15 protein-coding genes and 1 tRNA gene are annotated in these 17444 nt (G+C 68.9%); 6 read left to right on the top strand and 10 right to left on the bottom strand.

Going from position 1 to position 17444, the window contains the following annotated elements:
- Nucleotides 1-272 precede the first annotated feature (272 nt).
- From EV671_RS09685 to EV671_RS09660, 6 genes are all read right to left on the bottom strand, one after another.
- Nucleotides 273-1433, bottom strand: a complete 1161-nt coding sequence (locus EV671_RS09685; RefSeq protein WP_132571109.1) for a ribonucleotide-diphosphate reductase subunit beta — start codon at nucleotides 1431-1433, stop codon at nucleotides 273-275.
- Nucleotides 1434-1590: 157 nt separating this feature from the next.
- On the bottom strand, nucleotides 1591-4494 hold the full coding sequence (locus EV671_RS09680; RefSeq protein WP_132571108.1) for a ribonucleoside-diphosphate reductase subunit alpha: 2904 nt from the start codon (nucleotides 4492-4494) through the stop codon (nucleotides 1591-1593).
- A 534-nt stretch (nucleotides 4495-5028) separates the two neighbouring features.
- Nucleotides 5029-6465 (bottom strand): sigma-54-dependent transcriptional regulator, encoded by a 1437-nt coding sequence (locus tag EV671_RS09675; protein ID WP_132571107.1) that lies wholly within the window; start codon nucleotides 6463-6465, stop codon nucleotides 5029-5031.
- Nucleotides 6462-8123 carry a sensor histidine kinase gene (locus tag EV671_RS09670; RefSeq protein ID WP_243655674.1) on the bottom strand — a complete coding sequence of 554 codons (1662 nt, stop codon included), beginning with the start codon at nucleotides 8121-8123 and terminating at the stop codon, nucleotides 6462-6464. Before EV671_RS09670 ends, EV671_RS09675 begins: the two co-directional genes overlap by 4 nt.
- Before the next feature lie 2 nt (nucleotides 8124-8125).
- Nucleotides 8126-8362 (bottom strand): PP0621 family protein, encoded by a 237-nt coding sequence (locus EV671_RS09665; RefSeq protein ID WP_132571105.1) that lies wholly within the window; start codon nucleotides 8360-8362, stop codon nucleotides 8126-8128.
- Nucleotides 8359-9237 (bottom strand): cytochrome C assembly family protein, encoded by an 879-nt coding sequence (locus EV671_RS09660; protein WP_132571104.1) that lies wholly within the window; start codon nucleotides 9235-9237, stop codon nucleotides 8359-8361. The genes EV671_RS09665 and EV671_RS09660 overlap by 4 nt, the downstream gene beginning before the upstream one ends.
- A 52-nt stretch (nucleotides 9238-9289) precedes the next feature.
- Between EV671_RS09660 and ffh the strand changes: the two genes are divergently transcribed.
- On the top strand, nucleotides 9290-10672 hold the full coding sequence (gene ffh / locus EV671_RS09655) for a signal recognition particle protein (protein WP_132571103.1): 1383 nt from the start codon (nucleotides 9290-9292) through the stop codon (nucleotides 10670-10672).
- A gap of 142 nt (nucleotides 10673-10814) precedes the next feature.
- The gene (locus tag EV671_RS09650; protein ID WP_132571102.1) at nucleotides 10815-11351 is read left to right on the top strand and encodes a hypothetical protein; all 537 of its coding nucleotides are present in this window, start codon (nucleotides 10815-10817) and stop codon (nucleotides 11349-11351) included.
- Nucleotides 11352-11375: 24 nt separating this feature from the next.
- Here EV671_RS09650 and EV671_RS09645 read toward each other — a convergent pair whose 3' ends face one another.
- From EV671_RS09645 to ftsY, 3 genes are read right to left on the bottom strand one after another with little or no spacing between them, the layout of a single operon-like run.
- Entirely contained in the window at nucleotides 11376-11684 is a 309-nt protein-coding gene (locus tag EV671_RS09645; RefSeq protein WP_132571101.1) for a chaperone modulator CbpM, read from the bottom strand.
- Nucleotides 11681-12646 (bottom strand): DnaJ C-terminal domain-containing protein, encoded by a 966-nt coding sequence (locus EV671_RS09640; RefSeq protein WP_132571100.1) that lies wholly within the window; start codon nucleotides 12644-12646, stop codon nucleotides 11681-11683. Before EV671_RS09640 ends, EV671_RS09645 begins: the two co-directional genes overlap by 4 nt.
- 43 nt (nucleotides 12647-12689) lie before the next feature.
- Nucleotides 12690-13817: a signal recognition particle-docking protein FtsY gene (gene ftsY, locus EV671_RS09635; protein ID WP_132571099.1), complete on the bottom strand. Its 1128-nt coding sequence runs from the start codon at nucleotides 13815-13817 to the stop codon at nucleotides 12690-12692.
- Between the two features lie 43 nt (nucleotides 13818-13860).
- Here ftsY and EV671_RS09630 point away from each other — a divergent pair.
- The 3 genes from EV671_RS09630 to miaB all read left to right on the top strand — a co-directional run bounded on the left by EV671_RS09630 (nucleotide 13861) and on the right by miaB (nucleotide 15847).
- Nucleotides 13861-13937, top strand: a tRNA-Met gene (locus EV671_RS09630).
- Nucleotides 13938-14096: 159 nt separating this feature from the next.
- Nucleotides 14097-14486 (top strand): hypothetical protein, encoded by a 390-nt coding sequence (locus tag EV671_RS09625; RefSeq protein ID WP_132571098.1) that lies wholly within the window; start codon nucleotides 14097-14099, stop codon nucleotides 14484-14486.
- Nucleotides 14483-15847 (top strand): tRNA (N6-isopentenyl adenosine(37)-C2)-methylthiotransferase MiaB, encoded by a 1365-nt coding sequence (miaB, locus tag EV671_RS09620; protein WP_132571097.1) that lies wholly within the window; start codon nucleotides 14483-14485, stop codon nucleotides 15845-15847. Before EV671_RS09625 ends, miaB begins: the two co-directional genes overlap by 4 nt.
- Here miaB and EV671_RS09615 read toward each other — a convergent pair.
- Nucleotides 15837-16112 (bottom strand): hypothetical protein, encoded by a 276-nt coding sequence (locus EV671_RS09615; RefSeq protein WP_132571096.1) that lies wholly within the window; start codon nucleotides 16110-16112, stop codon nucleotides 15837-15839. The two genes, miaB and EV671_RS09615, sit on opposite strands and share 11 nt — an antisense overlap.
- 55 nt (nucleotides 16113-16167) lie before the next feature.
- Between EV671_RS09615 and hemA the strand changes: the two genes are divergently transcribed.
- On the top strand, nucleotides 16168-17430 hold the full coding sequence (gene hemA / locus EV671_RS09610) for a glutamyl-tRNA reductase (RefSeq protein WP_132571095.1): 1263 nt from the start codon (nucleotides 16168-16170) through the stop codon (nucleotides 17428-17430).
- Nucleotides 17431-17444 lie beyond the last annotated feature (14 nt).

Genomic DNA, 17444 nt, shown 5'->3' with positions numbered 1-17444 from the left:
CGGCGGCCTTCTTCACCGGGGTCGCGGCGGCCTTCTTGGCCGGAGCTTTCTTCGCAGTTGCCATGGTTTTCTCCTTGATCAAGTGGAAAAGACACCGTCCCGCACGGACCGGTCCGTGCGGATACGGCTATTCACCGTCCGAGAGTCGCTCAGGAGGAACGCCTCGGTACGGTGAATGGGATCGCCATGCAGCCCCGCCACCTCGAGGGTGTTGATGCGGGTTTCGCTCGGTGACTGCATTGGCCAGGTCTTGATCTTGTTGTGGCTGGGGTTCAGTCCCAGCTCAGGGCCCCGCCCGATTGGTACTCGATGACGCGGGTCTCGAAGAAGTTGCGTTCCTTCTTCAAGTCGATCATCTCGCTCATCCACGGGAAGGGGTTTTCTTCGTTCGGGAACAGGGCCTCGAGGCCGATCTGCACCGCACGGCGGTTGGCGATGAAGCGCAGATAGCCCTTGAACATCGAGGCGTTGAGGCCCAGCACGCCACGCGGCATGGTGTCCTCGGCGTAGCGGTACTCCAACTCGACGGCCTTCAGGAACAGGGCCTTGATCTCGGCCTTGAACTCGGCTGTCCACAGCTGCGGGTTCTCGAGCTTGATCTGGTTGATCAGATCGATGCCGAAGTTGCAGTGCATGGACTCGTCGCGCAGGATGTACTGGTACTGCTCGGCAGCACCCGTCATCTTGTTCTGGCGGCCCATCGCGAGGATCTGCGTGAAGCCGACGTAGAAGAACAGGCCTTCCATCAGGCAGGCGAAGACGATCAGCGACTTCAGCAGCGTCTGGTCGGCCTGCAACGTACCGGTCTTGAACTCGGGCTTCATGATCGCGTCGATGAACGGGATCAGGAACTCGTCCTTGTCGCGGATGGACTGGACTTCGTTGTAGGCGTTGAAGATCTCGCTCTCGTCCAGACCCAGCGACTCCACGATGTACTGGTAGGCGTGCGTGTGGATGGCCTCCTCGAAGGCCTGGCGCAGCAGGAACTGGCGGCACTCCGGCGCCGTGATGTGGCGATAGGTGCCCAGCACGATGTTGTTGGCGGCCAGCGAGTCGGCGGTGACGAAGAAGCCGAGGTTGCGCTTGATGATGCGGCGCTCGTCTTCCGTCAGGCCGTTGGGATCCTTCCAGAGCGCGATGTCGCGGCTCATGTTCACTTCCTGCGGCATCCAGTGGTTGGCGCAGGTGGCGAGGTACTTCTCCCAGGCCCACTTGTACTTGAACGGCACCAGCTGGTTGACGTCGGTCTGACCGTTGATGATGCGCTTGTCGGCGGCCTTCACGCGACGCGCGGTCGTCGGTTCGCCGGACAGTTGGGGAGCGGGGATGGAGGCGCTGGCGGCTTCGCGCGACGCTGTCGCCGAAGGCGTGGCCGCGAGGGGCTTCGCGGTGTGGGTATCAGTGGACTTCAGGTCTTCGTCCCAATCCAGCATGGTGTGCTTCCTATCGCTTCGAATTATCGGCAGTGCTTGTGCAAATCAACAAGAACCAGCAACTGCTATTTGCATCAATCGCGCAATCTTTGTTGCGCGAGGACATCGAAAACATGCACCTCGAACTTGTCTATACAAGTTCGAGGTGCCGCTTCGATTACTGGCAGGCCTCGCAACCGGGGTCGTCGATCGCGCAGAACTTCATGTCGGTGGCCGGCAGTTCGGGCTCGACGACGGCGACCGGCGCGACGGGCGCGGCCATCACCGGTGCGGCGCTCGACGACACCGCGTTGAGCTGGCCCGAACGCGTGACCGTGCTCTTCTCCGCCTGCGTGGCGCTGATGGTGCGCAGGTAGTAGGTCGTCTTCAGGCCGCGCTGCCAGGCGAGCTTGTAGGTCTCGTCCAGCTTCTTGCCCGAGGCGCCGGCCATATAGATGTTCAGGCTCTGCGCCTGGTCGATCCATTTCTGGCGGCGCGCACCGGCCTCGATCAGCCACACGGTGTCGACCTCGAAGGCCGTCGCGTACAGGGCCTTGATGTCGTCGGGCACGCGGTCGATGCGGCGCAGCGAGCCATCGAAGTGCTTGAGGTCCATGACCATCACGTCGTCCCACAGGCCCAGCGACTTCAGGTCACGCACGAGGGACTCGTTGATGACGGTGAACTCGCCCGACAGATTGGACTTGACCGACAGGTTGCCGAAGCAGGGCTCGATGGACGCGTCCACGCCGATGATGTTGGAGATCGTCGCGGTCGGCGCGATGGCGACGCAGTTGCTGTTGCGCATGCCGTGGGCGGCGATGCGGCCGCGCAGCGCGTCCCAGTCCATAGCGGTCGAGCGGTCGACGTCGACATAGCCGCCACGAGCGTCGGCCAGCAGATCCAGCGAGTCGATCGGCAGGATGCCGCGGTCCCACAGCGAGCCCTTGTACGAGGAATAGCGGCCGCGCTCCTCGGCCAGCTCGGTCGAGGCCCAGTAGGCGTGGTAGCAGACGGCTTCCATCGAACGGTCGGCGAACTCGACGGCGGCTTGCGAAGCGTAGGGCGTGCGCAGTTGGTAGAGCGCGTCCTGGAAGCCCATGATCCCGAGGCCGACCGGACGGTGGCGCAGGTTGGAGTCGCGCGCCTTCTTGACCGCGTAGTAGTTGATGTCGATGACGTTGTCGAGCATGCGCATGGCCGTGCGCACGGTCTTCTTCAGCTTGGCCTGGTCGATGGCGCCGTCCTTCAGGTGCTGGGCCAGGTTGACGGAGCCGAGGTTGCAGACGGCAATCTCGCTGTCGTTGGTGTTCAGCGTGATCTCGGTGCACAGGTTGGACGAGTGCACGACGCCGACATGCTGCTGCGGGCTGCGCACATTGCAGGCGTCCTTGAACGTGATCCAGGGGTGGCCCGTCTCGAACAGCATCGACAGCATCTTGCGCCACAGGTCCTTGGCCGGCATGCGCTTGAAGAGCTTGAGTTCGCCGCGGTCGACCTTGTTCTCGTAGCCCACATAGGCCTCCTCGAAGGCCTTGCCGAACTTGTCGTGCAGGTCCGGGCAGGTGGAGGGGCTGAACAGCGTCCAGTCGCCGCCCTCGATGACGCGCTTCATGAACAGGTCGGGAATCCAGTTCGCCGTGTTCATGTCGTGGGTACGGCGGCGGTCGTCGCCGGTGTTCTTGCGCAGGTCCAGAAACTCTTCGATGTCCAGGTGCCAGCTCTCCAGATAGGCGCAGACGGCGCCCTTGCGCTTGCCGCCCTGGTTCACGGCCACGGCCGTGTCGTTGACGACCTTCAGGAAGGGCACGACGCCCTGGCTCTTGCCGTTGGTGCCCTTGATGTGCGAGCCCAGCGCACGCACGGGCGTCCAGTCATTGCCCAGGCCGCCGGCGAACTTGGACAGCAGCGCGTTTTCCTTCAGCGCCTCGTAGATGCCGTCGAGGTCGTCGGCCACCGTCGTCAGGTAGCAGGACGACAGCTGCGAGCGGCGCGTACCGGCGTTGAACAGCGTCGGCGTGCTGGACATGAAGTCGAAGCTCGACAGCACTTCGTAGAACTCGATGGCGCGGGCTTCGCGGTCGATCTCGTTCAGCGCCAGGCCCATGGCCACGCGCATGAAGAAGGCCTGCGGCATCTCGATGCGCTCGTCGGCGATGTGCAGGAAATAGCGGTCGTACAGCGTCTGCAGGCCGAGGTAGTCGAACTGCAGGTCGCGTTCGGCCTTCAGCGCGGCGCCGAGGCGGGCCAGGTCGTACTGGCCCAGCTTCTCGTCCAGCAGTTCGGCACCGATGCCGCGCTTGATGTAGCCGGGGAAGTAGTCGGCGTAGCACTGGGTCATCTCGGCCTGCGTCACCTCGCCACCGATGATTTCGCGGCGGATCGTATGCAGCAGCAGGCGGGCGGTGGCGCGGCTGTAGCCGGGGTCCTTCTCGATCAGCGTGCGCGCGGCCAGGATGGCGGCCTTGTAGACCTCGTCGATGGCGACGCCGTCGTAGAGGTTGCGCTGCGTCTCGGCCAGCACCGGCTCGGGGCGGACGTCGGCGCCGAGGTTTTCGCAAGCGGACGCGATCAGCGCCTTCAGCGCAGCCAGGTCCAGCGGGCGGCGCTCGCCGCCGTCGATGACCATCAGCTTGGGCTCGGCGGCGCGCGCGGCCTCGCCGTGGGCAGCACGTTCCTGCGCGCGACGCTCCCGGTAAAGCACATAGGCGCGGGCGACCTCGTGGTTGCTGCTGCGCATCAGGCCCAGCTCGACCTGGTCTTGCACGTCCTCGATGTGGAAGGTGCCGCCGCTCGGGCGCGAGCGCAGCAGCGCGCGCACGACGTTCTGGGTCAGCTGTTCCACCGTCTCGCGCACGCTGGCCGAGGCCGCGCCGCTAGTGCCATGCACGGCCAGGAAGGCCTTCATCAGCGCGACGGCGATCTTGCTCGGCTCGAACGAGACCACGGCGCCGTTGCGGCGAATGATCTGGTAGGCCTGGTAGCTCGAAGGCGTGGACGCTTGGGCGGCGGCGGTCGCGTCGGATTCAAACGCGACCGGTGCGGTGGAGGCGGATGCCTGACCGGAGACGGCTTGTTGCATGGGGAATCCTTTATCGAAAAACTGCAAAGCGATGCGCGGCACCGACCCGGGGGCAGTGGGCCATCGCATCGTGGGGGGCTTCAGACTGGGTGTTTCGTCCCAACCGGGCCATGACTCGGCCGGCTTCGCGGCGCGCTTCCCGCGGGTGTCGCCTGAGATGACGCATCTGGCAGCAAGCCACGTCAAACAGCGCATCCGGGAAGATGGTCATGGGGGATCGACTGGGTCAGAAGAATAACACGAGGGGACACTATATATGTGGCACCCCACCCCCTCAAGCACTACGGATAGTGTGAAACCCAGGGCTCGCCGAAACCCTGAAAACCGCCATTCGAGCGCATTACCCCGATCAGGACGGGCCTCGCGCGACACAACCCGCATGGGCATTGGGCAAGCGGGCCGAAACCGCGCGCCAGACCGCGCCATTGCTCGCTCGGCGGCGCGCATCAGGGTCACGCGATGCCTGTCGTCCAGGATTCAAGCAGGGCAAATCCCGAGGAAGGATTTGCCCGGCCCCGGCTCCGGCCCCGGCGTTCAGCTGTCCCCAGCCGAGATCGCCAGCCGCGCCATGCGGTAGCGGATCTGGCGCAGCGACAGGCCAAGACTGGCCGCCGCCGCCGTGCGGTTGAAGCGATGCTGCTCCAGGGCACGCAGCAGGATGGCGCGTTCGACCTCGTCGAGATAGCGCGCCAGGTCGCCCGGCAGTTGCTCGGGCAGGGTCAGCCCCTCGGCCACCGGCTCGACGGGCAAAGGCGTATCGATGGCCGCGAACTGCGATTCGCTGCGGCCCTCGTCCAGCAGCGCGTCCGGCAGGCCGAGGTCCTCCGCGGCGATCCACTCGCCGCCCGCCAGCGCGAGGGCGCGGTGCAGCAGGTTCTCCAGCTCGCGCACATTGCCGGGGAAGCCATAGCGGGACAGTGTCTGCAGCGCACCCGCCGTGAGCCGCGGCGTCGGCGACACGCCGGCATCCTGCGCGATGCGGGCCAGCACGCGCGCGCTGATCAGGCCCAGGTCCTCCAGGCGCTCGCGCAGCGGCGGCACGCGGATCTGGATGACGTTGAGGCGGTAGAACAGGTCCTGCCGGAAGCGGCCCGCCGCGACCTCGGCCGACAGATCCTTGTGCGTCGCGCTGAGGATGCGCACGTTGATCGGCGTCTCTGCCGTCGCGCCGACCGGGCGCACCGAGCGCTCCTGGATGACGCGCAGCAGCTTGCTCTGCATCGCCAGCGGCAGGTCACCGATCTCGTCGAGAAACAGCGTGCCGCCGTCGGCCGCCTGGAAGAAGCCCTGGCGATCCTCGTTGGCGCCGGTGAAGGCGCCCTTGCGATAGCCGAAGAACTCGGCCTCCAACAGGTTCTCGGGAATGGCGCCGCAGTTCACCGCGACGAAGCGCTGGCTGGCCCGCGCGCCATGGTCGTGGATGGCGCGCGCGACCAGCTCCTTGCCGGTGCCCGACTCGCCCTGCACCAGCACCGGCGCCATGCTGCGCGCGACCTTGTCGATCAGCGAGCGCACCGCGCGGATGGCGGGCGATTCGCCGACGAGGCGCAGCGCGGTCGCCGGAGCCGTCGCGCCGTCCTCAACCGCCGGCGCGGGCTCGGGAACCACGCGGCCCAGGGCCGAACCGACGACAAGGCGGAACTGGCGCAGGTCCACCGGCTTTGTCAGGTAGTCGTAGGCACCCGCCTTCAGCGCCTCGACCGCGTTCTCTGCCGAACCGAAGGCCGTGATGACGAGGGCCTTCTCCGGCCGCCCCGCCTGCTCCAGCCAGCGCAGCACGGACAGGCCCGAGCCGTCGGGCAGCTTCATGTCGGTGATGACGGCGCTGTAGCTGCCGGCCTTCAGATGCTCCAGCGCCTCGGCGACCGAACCGGCACTGTCGATCTCGTAGCCCTCGCGCAGCAACGTCAGCTCATAGAGCGTACGCAGGTCGGGTTCGTCGTCGACGACAAGCAGGCGGGGAGCGGTCATGGCGTGGCGGGCGTCGTGCGCAGGCGCACGCAGAACTCGTTGGCGGCCGCGTCGGTGGCGCGGCGGTAGTCGATGCGGGCGCCATGGCGCTCGCACAGTTCACGGCAAATATAGAGGCCCAGGCCGGAGCCACGGCTGCGCGTCGAGAAGAAGGGCTCGAACAGGTGGCGTTCGATCTCCAGCGGCACCGGCGGCCCGGCGCTGCGCACGACGAGTTCGACCGCGTCACCATCCGCGGCCAGCGTCAGGCGGATGGCGCCGGCCGCGTTGTCGGCATGGCGCCAGGCGTTGTCCAGCAGGTTGACGAGGACGCGACGCAGATGCTCGGCATCGAACATCACCTTCAGGCCGGGCGCCGCGATCTGCAGGCTGAAGCGGCTGAGCGGGCCCGCCTCGACGCCGTTGACCTGGCTCCAGTCGGCAATTGTCTCGTGCACCAGTTGGCTCGCGTCCAGCGCGAGGCTCTCCGGCTGCATGCCCGGCGCCACCTCGGTCACGTCGTCGACGAGGCGCTTGAGGCGCTGCACATTGGACGCAATCATCCGGGTCAGTTGCTCGGCACGCGAACCGCCGACGTCCTCGGCCAGCAGCGCATTGGCCTGCGCGATGGCGGCGAGCGGGTTGCGAATCTCGTGCGCGATGCCGGCCGACACACGCCCCATCGCCGCCAGCTTTTCCTGGCGGGTGCGGGCCAGCAGCTCGCGGTTGTCCTCGACGAAGAGCACACAGAGCTCCTCGCTGCCCTCGCGCTGGCGCGTGAACCGCAGGCGCAGGCGCAGGCTGCGGCTGATGCCACCGGCCAGTGGCAGCGTCACATCCAGCTCGACGCCGACGCCGTCGGCATGGGCGCGCTCCAGCGCGGCAACCAGCGGCTGCCAGTCCGGCCGGCCGCGCAGCTGCCAGCTCAGCTCGCCGCTGGCCACGCCCAGCAGGGCCTGCGCGGCCGGGTTCATCGCACGCACGCGGCCGCGCCGGTCGACGACCAGCACGCCGCCCTGCATCTCGTCGATGACCAGGCGGTTCAGCTGCTCCTGCTGGCGCGCCAGTGCGAGGCTGCCGCGCGCCGCCCTCTCCTCGCGGGCCAGGCGGGCGCTGAGTTCACCGGCGAGCAGGCTGACCGCGAACAGGCCGCCGCCGACCAGGCCGGCCTGCGTCAGCTTCACGCTCGAGACCTCGCCCAGCAGCTGCGACCAGCCCGCCGCCAGCAGCAGGCCCAGCGACGCGATGGCCGCCGTGGCCAGCGCCAGCCGGCGCGGGCACAGCACGGCCGACATCAGCACCGGCATCACGAACAGCGCGCCGTAGTTCACGCCGCTGGTGTCCAGCGCCTGCGCAACACCGAACAGCAGCAGATCCACGCCGATGGCGCTCCACCAGTGCAGGCTGCTGATGCGCGCCAGGCTGCGCGCCGAGGCGCCGCGGCGCAGCTGCGGCAGCAGCCACAGGGCCAACGCGGCCGCGGCGTAGAAGGCGCTCAGCACCAGCGTCGAATGCGTCAGCGTCTTCAGCGAAGCGGCGACCATCTGGGCCACGACCAGCGCCAGGCCCAGGGCCGCCCGCGCCGTCAGGAAGGCGCGGTAGAGGCGGTCGAAGGACGCGCTCGACTCGGCCGGCTCGGGCGGCGGCGACTCGACGAACCAGCTGCCCGCGCCGGTCACGCTCAAGCTTGGCCCTGGCGGGCTTCGAAGCTGGCCCGATGCGCGGCGCTGCAGAACACGCCGCCCCTGCCCGGCAGTGCCTCGTCGGCCGGCAGATGCATGCCGCATTCGGCACAGCGCAGCATGGTCTGGGGCGGCGCGGGCGGCTGGGGCTTGGGCGCCTCGGGCTCGTTCGGCCGGCCGCGCCTGGCGATGAAGAAGACGCCGGCCAGCAGGGCCAGCAGCAACAGGTATTTCATGCCCCACCTCCACCGGCCGCGCGCTGCAGGATGACTTCGAGCACGAAGCGCGAGCCGGCATAGGACAGCAGCAGCAGGCCCGCGCCGGCATAGAGCCAGCGCGTCGCGCGCCGGCCGCGCCAGCCGTAGATGCGCCGGCCCGCAAGCAGGCCGGTCAGCACCAGCCAGCCCAGCACGGCGAGCAGGTTCTTGTGGTCCCAATGCCAGGTCGGCGTGAACCACCAGCCGAGCATGATGGCCAGCGACAGCACGCCCACGCCGGCGGCGACGAACTGGAAGGTCAGCCGCTCCAGCTGCAGCAGCGGCAGGCCGCCGGGCGTCGGCTGCTTGCGGCGCAGTTGCTGCTCGGCACGGTTCAGCAGCGCCGCATGCAGCACGGCCACGCCGAACAGGCCATAAGAGGCCAGGCCCAGCACCCAGTGCAGCGGCGCCCAGGGCGAGGCCGCCAGCGGCCGGCTTTCGCCAGGAAAGCTCCAGGCCAGCAGCACGGCTGCCGCTGCCAGCCAGGCCAGCACGCGGCGCACGCTGTCCAGCGGCAGGAAGCGGCTTTCGACCAGATAGACCGTCAACACCAGCCAGATCGTCATCGACAGCGCCGGCGCGAAACCGAAGCGGGCGCCGGGCGTCGCCAGGCCGTAGCCGCTGATGTCGATGTAGAGGGCGATGAACTGGGCCGTCCACGCCAGGGCCATCGGCGGCACGGCGTGCATGGGCCGCCGCGCGGCGGGGTCACCACCGACGGCACGGGCGCGCAGCAACCCGACCCAGACATAGCCCAGCAGGGCCAGGGCGCTCGCGATGGCGAGCGCGAGGCCCGGTCCGACGGCGTGGGCGCCGGCAGCGGCGTCTCCGAGGGGGGCGGGCGATAAACTCATGGCTGCAGTGTACTTTTGGGCTCCGCGCGTTCTGCCGGGCCGCCCCTATCCGATGGCATCCAACCTCACCGACCGCCTGAGTCGCCTCGTCAAGACGATGCGCGGCCAGGCCCGCATCACCGAAAGCAATGTGCAGGACATGCTGCGCGAGGTGCGCATGGCCCTGCTGGAGGCCGACGTGGCCCTGCCGGTGGTGCGCGACTTCATCGCGCGGGTCAAGGAGAAGGCCCTCGGCCAGGAGGTCGTCGGCTCGCTGAACCCGGGACAGGTGCTGGTCTCGGTCGTGCACAAGGAGCTCGCCGCGACCATGGGCGAGGGCGTGGCCGACATCAATCTCGCCGCCCAGCCGCCCGCCGTCATCCTGATGGCCGGCCTGCAGGGTGCCGGCAAGACGACGACGACGGCCAAGCTCGCCAAGCACCTGATCGAGAAGCGCAAGAAGAAGGTGTTGACCGTTTCGGCCGACGTCTACCGCCCCGCCGCCATCGAGCAACTGAAGACGGTCACCCGCCAGGCCGGCGCCGAATGGTTCGAGTCCACGCCCGACCAGAAGCCCCACGACATCGCGCTGGCCGCGCTGGACTACGCGCGCCGCCACTACATCGACGTGCTGCTGGTCGACACGGCCGGCCGCCTGGCCATCGACGAAGCGCTGATGGCCGAGATCAAGGACCTGCACGGCGTGCTGAGCCCGGTCGAGACCCTGTTCGTCGTCGACGCGATGCAGGGCCAGGACGCGGTCAACACGGCCAAGGCCTTCAAGGAGGCGCTGCCGCTGACCGGCGTCATCCTGACCAAGCTGGACGGCGACTCGCGCGGCGGTGCGGCGCTGTCGGTGCGCCAGATCACCGGTGCGCCGATCAAATTCGCCGGCGTCTCCGAGAAGATCGACGGCCTGGAGGTCTTCGACGCCGAGCGCCACGCCGGCCGCGTGCTCGGCATGGGCGACATCGTCGCGCTGGTGGAGCAGGTCACGCAGAGCGTGGACCTGGCCTCGGCCCAGGCCATGGCCGAAAAGCTCAAGAGCGGGAGCGGCTTCGACCTGAACGACTTCCTGCAGCAGATCGCGCAGATGAAGAAGATGGGCGGCCTCGGCGGCCTGATGGACAAGCTGCCTCAGAACATGATGGGCAACAAGCAGCCGGGCCAAGCCGACATGGACCGCGCCGAGCGCGACATGAAGCGCATGGAAGGCATCCTGCGCGCGATGACCGCCAAGGAGCGTGCCCAGCCCGCGCTGCTGATGGACGGCAAGAGCAAGGCCAGCCGCAAGCGCCGCATCGCCAGCGGCGCCGGCGTGCAGATCCAGGACGTCAACCGCCTGCTGAACCAGTTCGACCAGATGCAGCAGATGATGAAGAAGATGAAGGGCGGCGGCCTGATGAAGATGATGAAGCGCATGGGCGGCATGAAAGGGCTGCCCGGCATGGGCTGAGTCCGCGCCGGGCACGGGCCACTGCGGCCTGAGCCCCACCGCCGCGGGGACACAAGTGCTCACACTTGGATCCCCTGCGGTCCCCAGCTCCGGGGACGGGCGGCCATGGCCAGTCGCCCGCGCGGCCGCTAGCGTGTCGCGCATGCTGAACCTCCACCTTCCCCGCGCCGTCGGCGCCTGGCTGAGCCGCTGGACCCAACCCGAGGCTGCCCATCGCCCGGACCCGTCGGACACCGTGATGCACTGGCCGCCCACGCCCGTGCGGGTGCTGGCCAGCACGGAGCGCCAAGCCCACAAATGCCTGGCCCAGGCCCTGGCGCTGGAGCACCCCAAGGGCTATCTGCTCGCCCACCTGCCGCTGCACAAGCTGGTGCGCGTGCCGCGCCAACATTCCTATCGCGAGTGGCTGTCGCGCACCGGCCTGCTGACCGTCGACTTCGCGCTGTGCGACGAGCACGGCTATGTGCGCTCGGTGGTCATCCTGCCCGTGCCGGACGACCAGCCCCGCCTGGCCCGCCGGCGCGAGCGCCTGCTGCGCGTGCTGGCGGCGACCGAGCTGGTCATCACGCCCTGGGAGCGCGGCTGGCAGGGCGAGGACGGCGAGCGCCTGCGCGCCACCCTCTTCCCCATGCGGCGCGGCCCCGGCTATTTCGCCGACCTGCCGAACGCCGCGCACTGACGCAGCGGACGCCAGGCGGGCGGCTCAGGCCAGCCCGGCGCGGCGCAGGCTGGCCTTGAGGTCTTCGATCTGGTCCATCAGGTCCAGCGCCAGCGCGATGCCGGGCGTGTTGACCTCCAGCTCGTTCATCAGCGTGCAGGCGAGCCGGGCGCGGCGCAGCGCGGCGCCGGCGAAACGCCACTGATCGGGCGCTGCACCGCGCGGCGTCAGCACGCCTTCGAGCACCCAGACGCGCACCTGCTCCTCGCCGGCACGGCTGGCGCGGCAGAGCTCGACCAGGCTCAGCTCGACACCGTCGTCGAGCACTTCCGTGGGGGCTGCAATGGGCTTCATGCACTCCTCCTGGGGTCAAAGCCGGCGCCGGCCGCGGCCCTGAGGGCCTCGTAGGCCTGCCGGCTGGCGTCGTCCCGCGCGGGCGGCAGCACCAGCGAGGCGACGGCATAGAGATCACCGGCCGGATCCCCCGGGATGCCCCGGCCCCTGAGCCTCAGCTTGCGGCCCGCGGCGCTGCCCGCGGGCACGCCGAGCTCGACGACGCTGCCATCCGGCGTGGCCAGGCGCACGCTGGCGCCGAGCGCCGCCTCCCAGGGGGCGAGCGGCATGTCCATGTAGATGTCGCGGCCGTCGACGCGAAAGCGCGGATCGAGCCGGAACTCGATTTCCAGATAGAGGTCGCCAGCAGGCCCCTCGCCCAGGCCGGGGCCGCCCTGGCCGGCCAGGCGCAGCTGCTGCCCGGCGCGTATGCCCTTGGGGATGTTGACCTGCAGGCTGCGCTCCTGCATCACGACATGGCCCTGCGGGTCATAGGCCGGCATGCGCAGATCGAGGCCGCGCTGGGCACCGGTGTAGGCGTCCTGCAACTCGATCACGACCTTGGCGTGATGGTCCTCGCCGCGCAGGTCCATGCGTGGCGCGCCACGCCGCGATGGGCCTGTGCCCGTGCGGGGACCACGGGTAGAGCGGCCGAACAGCGACTCGAAGAAGTCGCTGTAGTCGTGGATGCCCTCGCCGGGGTCGCCACGCCCGCGGAACTCGTAGCCGGCATCCCAGTCCGGCGGCGGCTGGAAGTCCTCGCCGCCACGGTGCCGGCCCATGCCGTCGTAGGCGGCGCGTTTCTCGGGATCCCTGAGCACCTCGTAGGCCTCGCCGATCGCCTTGAAGCGTGCCTCGGCGTCGGCCTCTTTGCTGACGTCCGGGTGGTATTTGCGTGCGAGCTTGCGATAGGCCTGCTTGATCTCGTCGGCCGTCGCCTCGCGGGCCAGGCCCATGACCTCGTAGTAGTCCTTGAATTTCATGGCGCGGCGTCGAAGTTCCAGGCGCGCCCGAGTCTAGCGCCGGCTATTCCAGCAATGCCCGCGCGAACTCGCGCGCGCTGAAGGTTTCGAGGTCCTCCAGCTTCTCGCCCACGCCGATGAAATAGACCGGCACCGGCCGCTCGCGCGCGATGGCCGCCAGCACGCCGCCCTTGGCCGTGCCGTCGAGCTTGGTGACGACCAGGCCCGTCAGGCCCAGGGCCTCGTCGAAGGCCTTGACCTGGTTGAGCGCGTTCTGGCCGGTGTTGCCGTCCACCACCAGCAGCACCTCGTGCGGCGCGCCCTCCTGGGCCTTAGCGATGACGCGCCTGATCTTCTTCAGCTCCTCCATCAGGTGGAGCTGGGTCGGCAGACGGCCGGCGGTGTCGGCGATGACGACATCCGCGCCGCGCGCGCGGCCCGCATTGACCGCGTCGAAGGACACGGCGGCCGGGTCACCGCCCTCCTGGCTGATGATCTCGACCTTGGCGCGGTCGGCCCACACGCCCAGCTGCTCGCGCGCAGCGGCGCGGAAGGTATCGGCCGCAGCCAGCAGCACGCGCTGGTCGGACTCGGCGAGATGGCGGGTCAGCTTGCCGATGCTGGTCGTCTTGCCGGCGCCATTGACGCCGACGACCATCATGACGGTGGGCGTGAAGCGGCCGACCTCCAGCCCCTTCTCCAGCGGCGCCAGCAGCTCGGCCAGCGCATCGACGAGCAGGCCGCGCACGGCTTGCGGGTCGCTGGCGCGGGCCTCCTTCACGCGGCGCTTCAGGTCGCCGAGCAGGAACTCCGTCGCCTTCACGCCGGCATCGGCCATCAGCAGGGCCTCTTCCAGCTCCTCGTAGAGCTGGTCGTCGATCTTCGTGCCGGTGAAGACGCCGGCGATGCTGCTGCCGGTCTTGCGCAGGCCGGCGCGCAGGCGGTTCAGCCAGCCCTGGCGCGGCGCGGCCTCGGGCACCGGGGGCGGCGGCGCGACAACGGCCACTGGCACCGGCATGGGGGCTGGCACTGCGGCCGGGACCTGGGGGGCGGGGGCAGGCACCAAGGCGGGAACGGCCTCGGCAACCACAGACGTGGGCGCCGAAACGGGCTTGGTGGCCCAACCCTCGGGCAGCAGCGCGGGCGCTTCGGCGGCGGCCGGCGTCGGGGCTTTTTTGAAGAAACTGAACATGGCTTGCATTCTCGCCGGAAACCCCGCTAGAATGGCGGGCTCAGGCGCTTTAGCTCAGCCGGTTAGAGCGACGGAATCATAATCCGCAGGTCCGGGGTTCGAATCCCTGAAGCGCCACCAAAAAGAAGAAGAAACGGCCCGAGAACTCCTCGGGCCGTTTTCATTTTCGCGTCCACTTCGTCGAAGATGGTCACCTCTCGCAGCCATCCTCCCGGGGGGCGGCTGCTCCCGCAGCTGTCCTCTCGAGGCGGCCGCTCCCGCAGCCACTGGACAAATACCATGTACCGCTGTGTCCTCCAGTCCTCGCTCGGACTCGCCCTTGCCGCCAGTTGCCTGGTCGCGCAGGCGCAGACGCACCGCTTCTTCCCTGCCAACGCTCTGCGCGGCGAACTGGTCGTGACCCAGTTCCCCGACGTGCAGCTCAACGGCCAGGCCGCCCGCCTCGCGCCCGGCGCGCGCGTAAAGAACGAGAACAACCTCTGGGTACCGCCCGCCGGCCTGATGGGCCAGAAGCTCGTCGTGCACTACACGATCGAGAGCAGCGGCCTGATCCAGGACGTCTGGGTGCTGAACGCCGCCGAACTCGCCAACAAGCCCTGGCCGACGACGCCGGCCGAGGCCGCGAGCTGGCAGTTCAATCCCGGCAACCAGACCTGGAGCAAGCCATGAGCGGCGGCGCAGAGACAACCGGCAAGAAGGTCTACATCAAGACCTTCGGCTGCCAGATGAACGAGTACGACTCGGACAAGATGGCCGACGTGCTGGAGGCAGCCAAGGGCTACACGCCGACCGACGACCCCGAGCAGGCCGACCTCATCCTGTTCAACACCTGCTCGGTGCGCGAGAAGGCGCAGGAGAAGGTGTTCAGCGACCTCGGCCGCGTGAAGCACCTGAAGGCCAAGGGCGTGATGATCGGCGTGGGCGGCTGCGTGGCCTCGCAGGAAGGCGCGGCCATCATCGAGCGCGCGCCCTATGTGGACGTGGTCTTCGGCCCGCAGACGCTGCACCGCCTGCCCGCCATGCTGGAAGCCCGTCGCGAGCAGCGCCGCCCGCAGGTGGACATCTCCTTCCCCGAGATCGAGAAGTTCGACCACCTGCCGCCGGCCAAGGTCGAGGGCGCCAGCGCCTTTGTGTCCATCATGGAAGGCTGCTCCAAGTACTGCAGCTACTGCGTCGTGCCCTACACCCGCGGCGAGGAGGTCTCGCGCCCCTTCGACGACGTGCTGACCGAGATCGCCGGCCTCGCCGACCAGGGCGTCATGGAGATCAACCTGCTGGGCCAGAACGTCAATGCCTACCGCGGCAAGATGGGTGACACGGCCGAGCACGCCGACCTGGCCCTGCTGCTGGAATACGCGGCCGAGATCCCCGGCATCCGGCGCCTGCGCTTCACGACCAGCCACCCGAACGAGTTCTCGCCGCGCCTGATCGAGGCCTACGGCAAGATCCCGCAGCTCGTGAACCACCTGCACCTGCCGGTGCAGCATGGCAGCGACCGCATCCTGATGGCGATGAAGCGCGGCTACACGGCGCTGGAGTTCAAGAGCATCGTGCGCAAGCTGCGCGCCATCCGCCCGGACCTGCGCCTCGCGAGCGACTTCATCGTCGGCTTCCCCGGCGAGACCGACGAAGACCACGCCAGGCTGATGAAGCTGGTGCACGACGTCGGCTTCGACGCGAGCTTCAGCTTCATCTTCAGCCCGCGGCCCGGCACGCCAGCCGCGGCGCTGGAGGACACGACGCCCTACGAGGTCAAGGTCAGGCGCCTGCAGGAGCTGCAGGCCGCCATCGAGGCTCATGCACTGACGATCAGTCAGGGCATGGTGGGCAAGATCGAGAAGGTGCTTGTGACCGGCACGGCGCGCAAGGACGCCTCCGAGCTGATGGGCCGCACCGAGTGCAACCGCATCGTCAACTTTCCCGGCTCGCCCAGGCTGATGAACCAGCTCGTCGATGTGCGCATCACGACCGCCTTCGCGCATTCCCTGCGCGGCGAGGTCGTCACGACGGAGGAGGTGCTCAGCGCCTGAAGCTGAGCAGCCACCACTGCGGCAGGGCCACGCCGAGCACGAGCAGGGCGTAGCCGGCCATCTTGCCGTCGTGGCCCAGCAGGACCAGGGCGGCCACGATGGCCGCGGTGCCTCCCGTGCCGCCCCAGCCCCACAGCTTGAGCCAGCGCAGGGCCCTGGCCTCGCGCCGCCACAGGCCCTTGACCGCCAGCGCCAGCAGCGCCGCGAGCCCCCAGGCCGGGGCAAACAGGTTGGCAAGATGCCAAAGGGCGTCGATTGGGCTCATTCGGGCTTGACCGATGTCAGAAGCGGAAAAGCCGCGAATCCTACAATTCACACCCATGTCGGTCTTCGCTCTCGGCCTGAATCACAACACCGCCCCGCTCGACCTGCGCGGGCGGTTCGCGTTCACGCTGGAGCAGCTCGCCCCCTCCCTCACCGGCCTGCGCCAGAAACTGCCGGGCACGCCCGAGGCGGCCATCCTGTCCACCTGCAACCGCACCGAGGTCTACGTGGCCGCGCCGCCGGCCCAGGTGCAGCCCGCCATCGCCTGGCTGGCGCAGACCGGCGGTGTCGACACCGGCGCGCTGCGCGAGCACGCCTATGTGATGCAGGGCAGCGCCGCCGCGCGCCACGCCTTCCGCGTCGCCAGCGGGCTCGATTCCATGGTGCTGGGCGAGCCGCAGATCCTCGGCCAGATGAAGCAGGCCGTGCGCGAGGCCGAGAACGCCGGCGCGCTGGGCACGACGCTGCACCAGCTGTTCCAGCGCAGCTTCTCGGTCGCCAAGGAGGTGCGCAGCTCCACCGAGATCGGCGCCCACTCCATCAGCATGGCCGCTGCCGCCGTGCGCCTGGCCGGCCAGCTGTTCGAGGACCTGGCACGCACGCGCGTGCTCTTCGTCGGCGCCGGCGAGATGATCGAGCTGACGGCCACCCACTTCGCCGCCCGCACACCGAGCCACATGGCCGTGGCCAACCGCACGCTGGAGCGCGGCGAGAAGCTCGCGACGCATTTCGGTGCCGAGGCCATGCGCCTGTCCGACCTGCCCGAGCGCCTGCACGAGTTCGACATCGTCGTCTCCTGCACCGCGTCCAGCCTGCCGCTGATCGGCCTGGGCGCCGTCGAGCGCGCGCTGAAGAAGCGCCGCCACCGCCCGATGTTCATGGTCGACCTGGCCGTGCCGCGCGACATCGAGCCCGAGGTCGCCCAGCTGGACGACGTCTACCTCTACACCGTCGACGAGCTCGCCGCCCAGGTGCAGACCGCCGGCGAGAAGCGCCAGGCCGCCGTCGCCCAGGCCGAGGCCATCGTCGAGACCGGCGTGCAGAGCTTCATGCACTGGCTGGACCAGCGCCACACGGTGCCGCTGATCCAGGCCCTGCATGCCCAGGCGGACGACTGGCGCGCCCTCGAGATCGCCCGCGCCCGCAAGCAGCTGGCCAAGGGCGCCGATGTCGACGAGGTGCTGGAGGCGCTGAGCCGCGGCCTCACGCAGAAGCTGCTGCACGGCACGCTGGCCGAGCTGCATGCCAGCGATGGCGAGCAGCGCCTGCAGCTGGCCCAGACCGTGTCGCGCCTGTTCCTGCGCGGCAAGCAGTCTTAGCGGCGCTCCTCAGC

Source organism: Roseateles saccharophilus, assembly GCF_004342485.1.
Classification (GTDB): domain Bacteria; phylum Pseudomonadota; class Gammaproteobacteria; order Burkholderiales; family Burkholderiaceae_C; genus Pelomonas; species Pelomonas saccharophila.
This window is presented reverse-complemented; position numbering and strand designations above follow the sequence as displayed.